At 55.2% G+C, this 12,076-nt stretch carries 16 protein-coding genes and 1 riboswitch; of the genes, 7 read left to right on the top strand and 9 right to left on the bottom strand.

Features of this window, described 5'->3' with window-relative positions; genetic code table 11:
• Window positions 1-31 precede the first annotated feature (31 nt).
• Window positions 32-325 carry a DsrE family protein gene (locus ACFQPC_RS12930; protein WP_382272337.1) on the top strand — a complete coding sequence of 98 codons (294 nt, stop codon included), beginning with the start codon at window positions 32-34 and terminating at the stop codon, window positions 323-325.
• 40 nt (window positions 326-365) lie between these two features.
• Here the strand turns inward: ACFQPC_RS12930 and ACFQPC_RS12925 are convergent, their stop codons facing one another.
• From ACFQPC_RS12925 to ACFQPC_RS12910, 4 genes are all read right to left on the bottom strand, one after another.
• A complete protein-coding gene (locus ACFQPC_RS12925) occupies window positions 366-644 on the bottom strand; it encodes a pentapeptide MXKDX repeat protein (protein ID WP_382272336.1) in 279 nt (92 codons plus the stop codon).
• Between the two features lie 63 nt (window positions 645-707).
• Complete coding sequence (locus ACFQPC_RS12920; RefSeq protein ID WP_382272335.1) at window positions 708-1,484, bottom strand: molybdopterin-dependent oxidoreductase; 777 nt, start codon at window positions 1,482-1,484, stop codon at window positions 708-710.
• A 17-nt stretch (window positions 1,485-1,501) separates the two neighbouring features.
• A complete protein-coding gene (locus tag ACFQPC_RS12915) occupies window positions 1,502-2,098 on the bottom strand; it encodes a cytochrome b/b6 domain-containing protein (RefSeq protein WP_382272938.1) in 597 nt (198 codons plus the stop codon).
• A complete protein-coding gene (locus ACFQPC_RS12910) occupies window positions 2,098-2,883 on the bottom strand; it encodes a DUF1223 domain-containing protein (RefSeq protein ID WP_382272334.1) in 786 nt (261 codons plus the stop codon). Before ACFQPC_RS12910 ends, ACFQPC_RS12915 begins: the two co-directional genes overlap by 1 nt.
• Before the next feature lie 127 nt (window positions 2,884-3,010).
• Here ACFQPC_RS12910 and ACFQPC_RS12905 point away from each other — a divergent pair, with 127 nt between their 5' ends.
• Together ACFQPC_RS12905 and ACFQPC_RS12900 are read left to right on the top strand one after the other, a co-directional pair.
• Complete coding sequence (locus ACFQPC_RS12905; protein WP_382272333.1) at window positions 3,011-3,601, top strand: sigma-70 family RNA polymerase sigma factor; 591 nt, start codon at window positions 3,011-3,013, stop codon at window positions 3,599-3,601.
• Window positions 3,588-4,229, top strand: a complete 642-nt coding sequence (locus tag ACFQPC_RS12900) for an NrsF family protein (RefSeq protein WP_382272332.1) — start codon at window positions 3,588-3,590, stop codon at window positions 4,227-4,229. The genes ACFQPC_RS12905 and ACFQPC_RS12900 overlap by 14 nt, the downstream gene beginning before the upstream one ends.
• 89 nt (window positions 4,230-4,318) lie before the next feature.
• Here the strand turns inward: ACFQPC_RS12900 and ACFQPC_RS12895 are convergent, their stop codons facing one another.
• Window positions 4,319-6,022 (bottom strand): methyl-accepting chemotaxis protein, encoded by a 1,704-nt coding sequence (locus ACFQPC_RS12895; protein WP_382272331.1) that lies wholly within the window; start codon window positions 6,020-6,022, stop codon window positions 4,319-4,321.
• A 305-nt stretch (window positions 6,023-6,327) separates the two neighbouring features.
• On the opposite strand from ACFQPC_RS12895, the gene ACFQPC_RS12890 reads away from it, so the two are divergent.
• Complete coding sequence (locus ACFQPC_RS12890; protein WP_382272330.1) at window positions 6,328-6,921, top strand: IMPACT family protein; 594 nt, start codon at window positions 6,328-6,330, stop codon at window positions 6,919-6,921.
• Between the two features lie 8 nt (window positions 6,922-6,929).
• Here the strand turns inward: ACFQPC_RS12890 and ACFQPC_RS12885 are convergent, their stop codons facing one another.
• Complete coding sequence (locus ACFQPC_RS12885) at window positions 6,930-7,763, bottom strand: aldo/keto reductase (protein WP_382272329.1); 834 nt, start codon at window positions 7,761-7,763, stop codon at window positions 6,930-6,932.
• 26 nt (window positions 7,764-7,789) lie between these two features.
• Window positions 7,790-8,308, bottom strand: a complete 519-nt coding sequence (locus ACFQPC_RS12880) for a glutaredoxin family protein (RefSeq protein WP_382272328.1) — start codon at window positions 8,306-8,308, stop codon at window positions 7,790-7,792.
• 59 nt (window positions 8,309-8,367) lie between these two features.
• On the opposite strand from ACFQPC_RS12880, the gene ACFQPC_RS12875 reads away from it, so the two are divergent.
• Window positions 8,368-8,826: a 2,4'-dihydroxyacetophenone dioxygenase family protein gene (locus ACFQPC_RS12875; RefSeq protein WP_382272327.1), complete on the top strand. Its 459-nt coding sequence runs from the start codon at window positions 8,368-8,370 to the stop codon at window positions 8,824-8,826.
• Between the two features lie 138 nt (window positions 8,827-8,964).
• Window positions 8,965-9,732, top strand: a complete 768-nt coding sequence (locus ACFQPC_RS12870; protein ID WP_382272326.1) for a phytanoyl-CoA dioxygenase family protein — start codon at window positions 8,965-8,967, stop codon at window positions 9,730-9,732.
• Window positions 9,733-9,802: 70 nt separating this feature from the next.
• On the opposite strand, the gene ACFQPC_RS12865 is transcribed toward ACFQPC_RS12870, so the two are convergent.
• Complete coding sequence (locus tag ACFQPC_RS12865; protein ID WP_382272325.1) at window positions 9,803-10,090, bottom strand: hypothetical protein; 288 nt, start codon at window positions 10,088-10,090, stop codon at window positions 9,803-9,805.
• A gap of 176 nt (window positions 10,091-10,266) precedes the next feature.
• A riboswitch (yybP-ykoY riboswitch) is annotated at window positions 10,267-10,434 on the top strand.
• A gap of 19 nt (window positions 10,435-10,453) precedes the next feature.
• Between ACFQPC_RS12865 and ACFQPC_RS12860 the strand changes: the two genes are divergently transcribed.
• Entirely contained in the window at window positions 10,454-11,029 is a 576-nt protein-coding gene (locus ACFQPC_RS12860; protein ID WP_382272324.1) for a TMEM165/GDT1 family protein, read from the top strand.
• Window positions 11,030-11,076: 47 nt separating this feature from the next.
• Here the strand turns inward: ACFQPC_RS12860 and ACFQPC_RS12855 are convergent, their stop codons facing one another.
• Window positions 11,077-12,057 carry an NAD(P)H-dependent flavin oxidoreductase gene (locus ACFQPC_RS12855; RefSeq protein WP_382272323.1) on the bottom strand — a complete coding sequence of 327 codons (981 nt, stop codon included), beginning with the start codon at window positions 12,055-12,057 and terminating at the stop codon, window positions 11,077-11,079.
• Window positions 12,058-12,076 lie beyond the last annotated feature (19 nt).

Below are 12,076 nucleotides of genomic sequence, written 5' to 3'. Positions count from 1 at the left end.
GAACCTTCGCATTCAATGAAGAGGAAATGACATGGTACGTTTAGTGATACACGCCCCCACACCCGAAGCACTGGAACGCGGGCGTCGCAATCTCGCCAATCTGCTGAAGGCTGAACCGGACGCACAAGTGGAACTGGTCGCCAACGCAGGCGCTGTAGTCGCTGCATTGAAACAGCCGCATGAAGTCGACACTCACCTGCTGGTATGCCGCAACTCGCTGGTCGCCAATGACTTGCAGGCACCGGACAACATCGCAGTGGTAGCCGCAGCTGTGCTGCATATTGCGCAGCGCCAGCACGAAGGCTGGGCTTATCTGCGCGCATAAGACTATCCGGCCTTAGCCTCACGGCTAAGGCCATAGCACCTTACTTCTTCATTTCATCTTTGGACATGGCATCCTTGCCCATGCCATCTTTCTTCATCGCATCTTTACCCATGTGGTCTTTCTTCATGGAGTCCTTCTTCATGCCATCCTTGGCCATACCATCCTTGGCCATGTGATCTTTTTTCATCGCATCCTTGGACATGCTGTCTTTCGCCATGCCGTCGTGTGCCATACCATCCTTCTTCATTGCATCCTGTGCGAATACGGCACCCGACATCAACAGGCAAGCGGAGAGAACTGCAGTAGTAATTGTTTTCATGATGTATTTCCTTTGATTGATTTAAAAAAGAACTGCGCGTGTAAAACTTCAGGGCGGCTGTTATCAGCTGCCACCGAACCAGTTGTATCCCTGGTCTTCCCAATAGCCCCCTGGATACTTATTCGTGACATAAATTGCCTGTATGTGTTTCGGATTCTTGTAGCCGAGCTTGGTCGGCATGCGCAGCTTCATCGGATAGCCGTACTCCGGCGGCAAGGTCTTGCCGTCGTACGTCAGCGCCATCAAGGTTTGCGGATGTAGCGCAGTCGGCATATCAATGCTGGTGTAGTAATCATCGGCACATTTAAAGCCGACATACTTCGCGCTCAGGTCGGCACCGATGCGACGCAGGAAGTATGAAAACGGCACACCGCCCCATTTTCCTATCGCGCTCCAGCCTTCCACGCAGATATGGCGGGTAACCTGTTCGCTGTGCGGCAGGTGCCGCAGTTGTGCCAGACTCCAAGGCGCGCGATTGGCGATCAGTCCACTCAGTTCGAGTCGCCAGGCATCACCATCCACCTGCCTTACTTCGTCCACCCCGTAGTAAGCATTGAATGGAAACGGCCGTGTGATCATGGAATCGGGATAAGTCGGTGCCAGGCGGTTCGGATCGAAAATCAAAGCCTGCGCCTTGTCATTAAATTGGGATACCTTGCCCAATGCCTGCTCTACGCTGCTGTCATCACTAATGGAGCAACCGGTGAGCAAAGAAAGTCCGCCCAGGGTCAAGGTGCGCTGCAGGAAGGCACGACGCGATGGCTCGGCCACCTGCCGAATGGCATCCGCCAATATCGCCGCACCGTTACCCGGCATTGCTATATTTTTCTTCTTCAACATATGCTTTCCCCGACTGTTCAACGGCCGCGTATCATCGCGACCAAGGTACGTGGCACCAGTGCCACCATCACCAGATGTACGACCACAAAACCAAACAATGCCGACATCGCAAAGAAGTGCACGCGACGTGCCGCTTCGTAGCCGCCCAACAAATCACGCAGCAAGGGAAATTGCACCGACTTCCACAGCACCAGGCCGGACAGCACGATCAGGATCAAATCAGCGACCACAAACAGATAAGCCACTTTTTGCACGGTGTTGTACTTGCGTGGATCGGCATGGGCCAATTTGCCTTTCAGTGCTGCCGCCATGTCCTGTAAAAATGCACGTGGCGAGATCGGAAAGAACTGACGACGCATGCGCCCGGAAAACAGATTGATGGCGAGATAGACTATGCCGTTGACGAACAACAGCCACATGGCAAAGAAATGCCATTGCAAGGCACCTCCCAGCCAACCGCCCAGAGTCAGATCTGCCGGAAAAGAAAAATCAAAGAATGGGGATGCGTTATAGATGCGCCAGCCGCTGGTAATCAGCAACAGGACAGCGATGGCATTAATCCAGTGCGACACTCGCAGCCACACCGGATGTATCGTTGCATGATCGCCGGCCATCATAGTTCTCCCCGCTGATTACACGATGCCGTACTCACTGCCTGCAGGACACTCCCGTCGCGCGCATCCTGCACGAAGGCCACAGCCTGCAGCTGCTCGCGCCGCCATTCGGCCGGCAACGCGATGCGCTGCTGCCAGCTGGCGCCACCCTGCACCAAAGGTAGGGGACCGAACCAGGCCCTTACGACATGTTCATGCCTGAGTGTGACGCCACTGTTCTCTCCCCGTGATACCGCTGATGTCAACGCATTCTCGGTGAGCGCAACATACAGCGCACCTGTCGCTTTCTGCTCACGTGCAAGCACGTCAGCCGTCAAGGTAAGGACATTGCCGCCAGTGGCGGTCATTTTTAATTGCATGTCGAGCGCTGCGGGCTTGCTATTGATCGCCCTGATCGCTGCAGGCAAATCACTACGCCATGCACGCAACTCATTACCATTGACGAAAAACTGCGGGGTGTACACGATATGATTCTTGCGATTGGCCAATAATGCACTTTGGCGCAGGTCAAATGTCTTTTGCGCATAAGGATCTTTCCAACCTATCGCATCCCAGTAACTGACATGCAGCGCCAATGGCACTACCACGGCTTGCGCACCAGACTGACGACTCAATTGACCCAGTTGCTTGTCAGCAGGAGGACAACTCGAACAACCTTCACTAGTGTAAAGTTCTACCAGCGCGGCTGTCGTCGCTCCGCTTTTGACTTCACAAGCCGTTCCTGCATACGCCGGTAGCGCAATGCAGGCAGCAGAAGCGAAGATAGTCAGGGCTGGCGGTTTCATAAACTGATCCATTACAGTGATGATGTAAAAGGTAGTTCGCACTGAAAACGAATTTGGTTACAAGAAAAATGAATTAAATTTATTCTTTGCGAAATTTATTTTGCATATCGTGTTACCGAAAGCCCCGATGCAACGAATAACTAATAGAGAGAAGCCGGATCGCAATGAACTGGGCGAGTTGCGCTTGCATGCGCTATTCGTGCAAGGGTTGGCGGGTGATGAAGCCGCCTATCGCAATTTCCTGCAGTTAACGGCAAGCTATTTGCGCGCCTTCCTGCGACGACGCCTCAGCCGCTGGCCGGATGAAGTGGAAGACCTGGTACAGGAATCGCTGTTGGCAATACATAACCAGCGCATGACATATGAGGTCGATGCGCCCCTGACTGCATGGGTTTATGCAATCGCAAGGTACAAACTGATTGACTGGTTGCGCCGCCATACCAGGCGGGAAATGCTGAACGATCCGCTGGATGATGAAAATGAATTATTTTCCACAGCCGATAGTGACGCCCATGAGGCGCAACGCGATTTGAGCAAGGTGCTCGACCTGTTACCGGAACAGCAGCGCGCCGCCATCATGCATACCAAACTGGAGGGCTGGTCGGTACGCGAAACGGCCAACGCACTGAAGATATCGGAAGCATCCGTCAAAGTCGCAGTGCATCGCGGCCTGAAGACCCTGGCGATGAAACTACGGAATGAAGATGAAAACAGATGATTTGATTAATATGCTGGCCAGCGGGCCGGATGTTTCAGCACCCAAGCTACCGGTGCTGCAATTCGCCGTGATGATTGCCGGTGGCCTGCTGCTCAGCATCATCCTGATGTTGGTGGTCCTCGGTTTGCGTCCTAACCTGGGTGCACTGGCAATGCTGCCGGCGTTCTGGATCAAAATGGCTTTTGTCCTCGCACTTGCTGCAAGCGGCTGGCTGGCGGTCACCCGCCTGTCCGCTCCGGGCGCCCGGATCAAGAAACTGCCGTGGCTGATTGCACTACCGATACTATTGATATGGATTATTGCAGGGATATCGATGATGAAGGCCGCGCCCGAACAACGCGCCTATTTGTTCTGGGGTGATACCTGGCACTATTGCTCGTGGCTTATCGCCATCCTGTCCCTGCCTATCTTGGTCGCAATCCTGAAAGTCATGCGCCAGCTGGCTCCTACCCGCCTGCGGCTGGCCGGTGCCGGTGCCGGCTTTGCGGCAGGCACCGCGGCAACACTGGTGTATTCATTCCATTGCCCGGAAATCGCCGCGCCGTTTATAGGCTTCTGGTACCTGATCGGCATCCTGATTCCCAGCGTCATCGGAGTAATCATAGGGCCGCGCGTGTTGCGCTGGTAATGCCAACGCAGGCAAATACTGCCGCAATAAAAAACCAGTCCGCGGACTGGTTTTTTATTGGATGTTTTTTATGTTTCGCTTATCCCGTGTCAGAACTGCTCCCACTCATCACCGTCACCAGCCGCAACACTGGCCCGCTGGCGAACAATCTGTTTATCAACATTGGCAGCACGTGTCTGTTGCGCGTTTGGCTTGCCAAGGGGACGACTGGGCGGCGTGCTCACGCGGTTCGTCGGTGCCAACGCAACTGCATTCGCATCGAGTTTGAATACGCTCACCACCTGCGACAGGTTATTCGCCTGGTCCTGCAATGACTCGGCTGCCGCCGCAGCTTCTTCCACCAACGCCGCATTTTGCTGCGTGACCTGATCCATCTGCATCACGGCCTGGTTAATTTGCTCTATGCCGTCGGTCTGTTCCTGGCTCGCTGCGGTGATTTCACCCATGATGTCAGTCACGCGCCGAACGCTTTCGACCACTTCCGCCATCGTGGTACCGGCATCATGGACCAGGCGTGACCCGTTGTTTACCTTCTCCACCGAATCATCAATCAGGGTCTTGATCTCTTTCGCCGCACTCGCCGAGCGCTGTGCAAGGTTACGTACTTCCGATGCCACCACCGCGAAGCCACGGCCCTGTTCGCCGGCACGCGCGGCTTCGACAGCCGCATTCAAGGCCAGGATATTGGTCTGGAAGGCAATGCCATCAATGACCCCGATGATGTCGACGATCTTGTTGGCGGACTCATTAATCGAACCCATGGTGTCTACTACTTGCGATACCACGGCACCACCCCGCACCGCGACTTCCGAAGCCGTTAACGCCAGCTGGTTCGATTGCCGTGCGTTATCGGCATTCTGTTTGACCGTGGAAGTCAGCTCTTCCATCGACGATGCGGTTTCTTCCAGCGAACTGGCCTGTTCCTCGGTGCGCGATGACAAGTCGAGGTTACCAGTCGCAATCTGGCTGGAAGCGGTGGCGATGGTATCGGTACCCATGCGCACCTGCGTGACGATACGCACCAGGCCGTTATTCATATCCTGCAGCGCTTGCAAGAGTTGGCCGGTTTCATCCCTGGAAGTCACGACGATCGTACCGGTCAGGTCACCATCCGCTACCTTGCGCGCCAATCCCACCGCCTGGCCCAACGGACGGGTGATGCTGCGCGTCGCAAGGAAGCCGAGGAAAGCACTGATGATCACGGCAAGGACAGACAGGATGCCCACCAGTTGTTGCGCGCTGGCAGAAACCTCATGCGCGTCTTCGCCCGCCTTGTGCATCAAATTGCTTTGGTATTCGACCAGCCGGTCCAGGCCTGCCATGTATTCCAACTGGGCCGGACGCACTTCGGCAAACAGCAATATCTGCGCTTCCGCCCGCATCCCTTGCGCAATCAGTGTGACGAATTTGTCCTTGGCCGGCGTGAACCGGCTGCGCGCATCGGTCAGTGCCTTGATGTAGGTGCGTCCTTTTTCGCTTTTGATCGTTCGATCCAGTTTATCCAGTGCTTCGCCTATCGTGACCGAACCTTGCGCGATGGTATCCAGCTCGCCCTTGATCTGCGCGGTATCGGTCATCAACAGGGCGTTGCGCATATTGCGCGCCGTTTCATTCAGTGTGTCCTTGATGATGTGGGCGTTGACAGTCTTCGGATAGCGATCATTGCTGACCATGCCTATCGCTGCGTCCAGCTTGTCCAGCCGAGTGAAGGCGATCACTGCCAGGATGATGAGTACTGCAACCACACTACCGAAGCTCAGGGTCAGGCGTTGACCGATTTTCAGATTTTTCATAATGAAGCGACTTTCGATAAATTGAACAGGAACGCCATCCGCCTCTGTCTGAAATACGAGAGGATCCGTCTGGCTGGCGATGCATATAGGGGGAAATTTCCGGGGCCGGGCATGGCTTGCGCACCGGGGCGAAGCAGAAAATCATCTGGCCGGATGACTCCCGACGCCTTGATGTTATATCCGTACGGCAACATATCCCATCCCATAAATATGGGTTTACGGGCGCAAACGGCTCGGCGACATGGGGATAGCCGCTGCGCCCCTTAGTCGCTTATCATCGCTGTTCTGCAGTTTTTCAATCGACCATGTACCAGCTAGTTGCACCGGCCAGCGCCGAAATAGAAATCAAGAAAAGCCGCTTCATCGGCCTGCTCTACCCGCTTACGACACGGGCGGAAGCGCGCGTGAAGCTGGCCGAATTGCGCGCTGAACACCCGAATGCAGTGCATTTTTGCTGGGTCCTGATGTGTGATGGCGACTCCGGCCTGGATGACGACGGCGAACCCTCAGGCACGGCGGCGCGCCCGATGTACAACGTCCTGGTCCACAAGGATGTCTTCAATGTACTGGCGGTGGTAGTGCGTTACTGGGGTGGCATGAAGCTGGGTGCAGGCGGTCTGACGCGTGCATACGGACAGGCAATTTCGGAAGCGGTCAAGAACGCCGAATTGATCCCGGTCGAAGCAATGTGTGAACGACGTTATGCCTTGCAGTTCGCCGATGAATCGACTTTCCGTCGCTATTGTGAACAACAAGGGGTCAGCGTGCTTGATGCGCAGTATGGCGATATCGTCACACTGCGCCTGAAGATGAAATGCAGCCAGGCCGAAGAATTCCAGCGGGCTGCATTTGATTTACTGCGTGGTGCGCTGGAAGACTGCAGCGAAGTACCCGAATAAAACCGATATCAAATCATTTCCAGCGATTCCGGTCCATCCGGCGGCGGGAACATATCGTCCAGCTCTTCGAGGTCTTCAGCTGTTAACTGCAGGTCGAGCGCGGCACGATTTTCCCGTACGTGCGCAGGCGTCGATGCTTTAGGAATAGCAATCACACCTTCCTGTCGCAAAACCCAGGCCAGCGCCACTTGCGCCGGCGTCACTCCGTGTCGCTCCGCGATGTCCTGCACTTCCGGATATTCGGTCAGCCGTCCTTGCTCGATCGGTGAATAAGCCATGAGCGGCAAAGCGCGTGCTTGCGCCTGTGGCAACAAATCAAACTCAATCCCACGACGGGTCAGGTTATACAAAACCTGGTTGGTCGCCATCGCATCGCCACCCGGTGCCCGTGCAATTTCGCGCATATCGTCAACGTCCATATTGCTCACACCCCAGTGACGGATCTTGCCGGCATCCTGCAAGGCTTCAAAGGCGGCGATAGTTTCCGCGAACGGTGTACGACCACGCCAATGCAGCAGATATAAGTCAATGCAATCGGTACCGAGGCGCCGCAGACTGCGTTCGCATGCAGCGATGGTAGCGCTACGCGACGCATTGCTCGGCAATACCTTGCTGACCAGGAAGACTTCATCACGACGGCCGGCAATTGCTTCGCCGACCAGTTTTTCCGATGCGCCATCGCCATACATTTCTGCCGTATCGATCAGGGTCATACCGAGATCCAGGCCCAGGCGCAGGCTGGCAATCTCATCGGCCCGGCGATGTGCTTCATCACCCATATACCAGGTGCCCTGGCCAAGAACAGGTACGGCGGTACCGGATGGAAGTTTAGTTTTGCGCATATGCACCTTTCATATTTCAATCAGGATTATTTGAACCAGGGTTTAAGGCTCTTCTGCAAAGCCCTTTCATCAAAACCGCGTATGACCTCGTCGCCAATCACGATCAGCGGTACCCCGTTGCCACCCAGTTTTTTGTGGCCTTCATAACCGGCACTGGTTTTTTCGACATCAAGCTCGGTATAAGCGATGCCTTTTTCTTCAAACAGTTTACGAGTGGCGGCACAATAGCCACACCATTCGGTGGCATACAATGTCACTTCCGGCTGTACGCTGGAAACCACTGCCGTCGGTGCCTGCTTACCCGACCATAACGGTTTGCCGAGGAAGAACGCCACACCCAGCATGGCCAACACCAGCACCCATTTCAGGAAACCGGAAGATTTATTCCGGTTTTTTGCAGCAGGCGTACCATAGCGACCATGATTGCTTGCCACCGGTTCGCCGGATGCCTTGATATAGGCAACCTGGCACGACGGACATTGCCATTCGGGGGCTTCATCGCCGGGTTTGCGGACATACGAGCACTTCGGGCAGATGCGGGTCATGGCGGCAGGACTTGTTGGAATTTTTTCATTATACGTAAATGCAATTGGCAAAGAACACCATGAGTACACAGAAGCAAACACCCGCAGCAGATGCAACTTTGTTCACCTGCCATCCGCAAGACATGGAATGGTTGCCATGGGCGATGCCGGGTGCACACTTCAAACTGTTGCACGCAAATGCGGCAACCGGACACTTCACGCTGCTCATCCGATTTGAAGCCGGCGCAGTCGCGCCTATCCATAGGCATGTCGGTGCAGTCGAAGGCTATATGATTGAAGGCGGTTTTTATTATCACGACGAACCCGAACGCCCATTTACCACCGGCTGCTATCTGTGGGAAAACGAAGGTGCGATACACCAGCCGGTCAGCCCGGATGGCGGCGTGATGTTCGCCGTATTCCACGGACCGGTCGAAGGCCTGGATGCGGAGGGCAATGTCATAGGCCGCATCAACTGGAAGTGGCATGTCGAAAAATGGAATGCAGCAGGCAATCACTACCAGCCCAGCGGCTTATAGGATCAACTGCAAAGCGTCGACCTTAAATTTGCAGCATTTTTGATCTACGTCATTTGCCCACCTGCAATGAAGTCGGCAAAGCGCTACACTGCATCAATATTCCCTACACCCGAAATGAGCAAGGAGCAAATTACACCAATGGACACGGCACTTTCCGGCGCACAGATTGCACAATTCGAAAAAGACGGTTATCTGGTTTTCCGGAAGTTGCTGGAACCGGCCGCGTGTGAACACATGCTGGCCGTGGCGCGGAGGCAGCTACAAGAAGCGCAACAACCATTGGAGTATGAAGCCGAGCTCGGCTATCCGGGCGCCCCGTCATCACTGGATGCAGAAGGCGGCCGTACCGTGCGACGCTTGCGTGGCGCTTATCATCGCGATCCGTGCTTCCATGACTGGGCGCGCGATCCGCGCATCGTTGACAAGCTCAAACAACTGTTCGGCGAACAGGTTTACCTGACGCTGGCACATCACAATTCAGTGATGACCAAGCATCCGCAATTCGGCACGGCGACCGGCTGGCACCGCGATATCCGCTACTGGTCGTTTACCCAACCCGACCTGATTTGCGTGTGGCTCGCATTGGGCGATGAAATCGCGGCGAACGGCGGCTTGAAGTTCATCCCTGGTTCGCATCGCCTTGATATTACGCGCGCGCAATTGGATGACCTGGATTTCCTGCGCCCTGACCATGCGCCGAATGAAACCCTGTTTGCACAAGGCGTACCCGTCGACCTGCACCAGGGAGATGTCGTGTTTTTCCATAGCAAGCTGTTCCATGCCGCAGGTGTCAACACCACGCCATCGGTCAAAACTTCACTTGCCTTCGCTTACCACGGCAGCAGCAACCAGGCAGTCGCCGGTAGCCGCTCATCGATTGCCGGCAGCGTCCCGATCAGCGATTAAGCACAGCCCAAGTACACGTCAAATGCAAACAGCCCTCGTATTTGCGAGGGCTGTTTGCATTCATACACACTCATTTCTTTGGTGTACTGGGCGGCGTCCTTGAAGACGCCGGGATATCTTTTTGCACTGATTGTCCGGCGCGCTTGCGCTGCACTTCTTCGACCCCGGGCATACCCCTGCGATCCGTATCCATCTGCCCCTCCTCAATATCTTCGAAGGCCTGATGGATGACTTTGCGCGGCGCGCTGGCCTGGCTATCGAATGACTCATCCGTTTCATGCGGCAGCTTTAAATCTTTCTGGTCTTTTCCCTTTGTTTCTGTGGGGCGCTTGGTATTGACTGAAATCTGCTTGCTCATGCTTCCTCCTTGATTGCAATCCGACAACCCCTGTCATCAGGTTTTTGTTGTTCCACTGCGTTTTCAACTGTTACCAAGGTAGGAACCTTATACGGCGCGATAATTCCCCACCGATGACAAATAGGCATGCCCGGCGGCAAAAGATAAAACCACGGCGCGCGATTCTGCTATCATTACGCCTGAACATTGGGGAGTAGCCGGCCTTTGGCAACAAGGGGATCTGCATCAACACTCTTGGCACGCATGCCATGGTGCAGATAGTCGCAAGACTTGGCGAGACCATTGATCAAGTGACGACCGCATGGGCCGGGGTCGTCGTTTGGTCTTTGGTTATTCGTCCGGCCCGAGAAAGTCATACCCAATATGGAAGCATTCTTCGTTTCTACCGGCATCGTTGCCCTCGCTGAAATCGGCGATAAAACGCAATTACTTGCCTTCCTCCTCGCAGCAAAATTCCGCAGACCCTTGCCTATTGTTTTGGCGATCTTCGTTGCGACCATCGCCAATCACGCATTCGCTGCCGCCATCGGCACCTGGATCACGACCATGCTCGGGCCGGAAGTATTGCGCTGGGTATTGGGTGTGTCGTTCATCTTGATGGCAGGCTGGACGCTGATCCCCGACAAACTCGATGAAGACGATACCAAGCTGGCGAAGTACGGTGTGTTCATGACCACGCTGATCGCCTTCTTCCTGGCGGAAATGGGCGACAAGACGCAAGTCGCGACCGTTGCACTGGCGGCGCAATTCCATTCCTTCGTGTGGGTAGTGGCTGGTACGACTTTCGGCATGATGTTGGCGAATGCACCGGCGGTCTATTTCGGTGACAAGATTGCCGACCGCATGCCTGTGAAAATCGTGCACCGGATCGCCGCGGCCATTTTTGCAATACTCGGTGTTGCGACCTTGCTGGGTGCAGGCGCACGCTTTGGTGTGTAATCCTTGCCGCTAAGCGACAAAGCCCTCATCCTGGATGAGGGCTTTTTTTATATCTGCAAACGTTTTTTTGCGGCGGCGTATTCGGCGCTCATGCGCTGGACGATATCTGCCACGCTGGCGACTTCGTCGATCAGGCCAACGCCCTGGCCGGCGCCCCAGATATCGCGCCAAGCCTTGATCTTGCTGCCGCTGCCGGAACCGAAATTCATCACCGTCTTGTCAGCCTGCGGCAGGTTGTCCGGATCCAGCCCGGCATTGATGATGGATTTTTTCAGGTAGTTGCCATGCACACCTGTAAACAAATTGGTATAAACCACATCGGCCGCAGCCGAGCTGACTATCGCTTCGCGGTAGGCATCATCGACATTCGATTCCTTCGTTGCCAGCCAGCGTGAACCTATGTAGGCGAAATCAGCCCCCATTGCCTGCGCTGCCAGCACCGCATCACCGGTCGCAATCGCGCCGGACAGGGCTATCGGTCCCGCGAAGAATTTGCGCACTTCGCCCACCAGTACAAATGGTGACAAGGTACCGGCATGGCCACCCGCACCTGCAGCAACCAGGATCAAGCCATCGACGCCGGCTTCCAGTGCTTTCTGTGCATGGCGTATCGAAATCACATCGTGCAGGACGATGCCGCCATAGCTGTGGATCGCATCCATCATTTCTTTTGGTGGTGCACGCAGAGATGAAATGATGATGGGTACACGATGTCGAACGCAGACTTCGACATCATGCGCGAGGCGGTCATTTGATTGGTGCACGATTTGATTGACGGCGATCGGTCCGACGATGGCATCAGGATGGGCCGCTTTGTAAGCCGCCAGATCGGCCTGGATTTCAGTCAGCCACGCATCCAGCAATTCAGGCGGCCGTGCATTCAGGGCTGGAAAGGCACCGACTATGCCGGCCTTGCATTGCGCCTTGACCAGCGCCGGACCACTGGCGATGAACATCGGCGCACCGATGACCGGCAAGGCCAGGTTTTGCAGTACTGCTGGCAGACGATTTTGCGGACGCTCGGACATCAACATTGCTCCTCAGCAG

Origin of the sequence: Herminiimonas glaciei (genome assembly GCF_042664955.1) — a bacterium.
In the GTDB taxonomy this organism is placed as follows: domain Bacteria; phylum Pseudomonadota; class Gammaproteobacteria; order Burkholderiales; family Burkholderiaceae_D; genus Oxalicibacterium; species Oxalicibacterium glaciei.
Note: the sequence above shows the minus strand (reverse complement) of the source record. Positions and strands in the feature narration are given on the sequence as shown.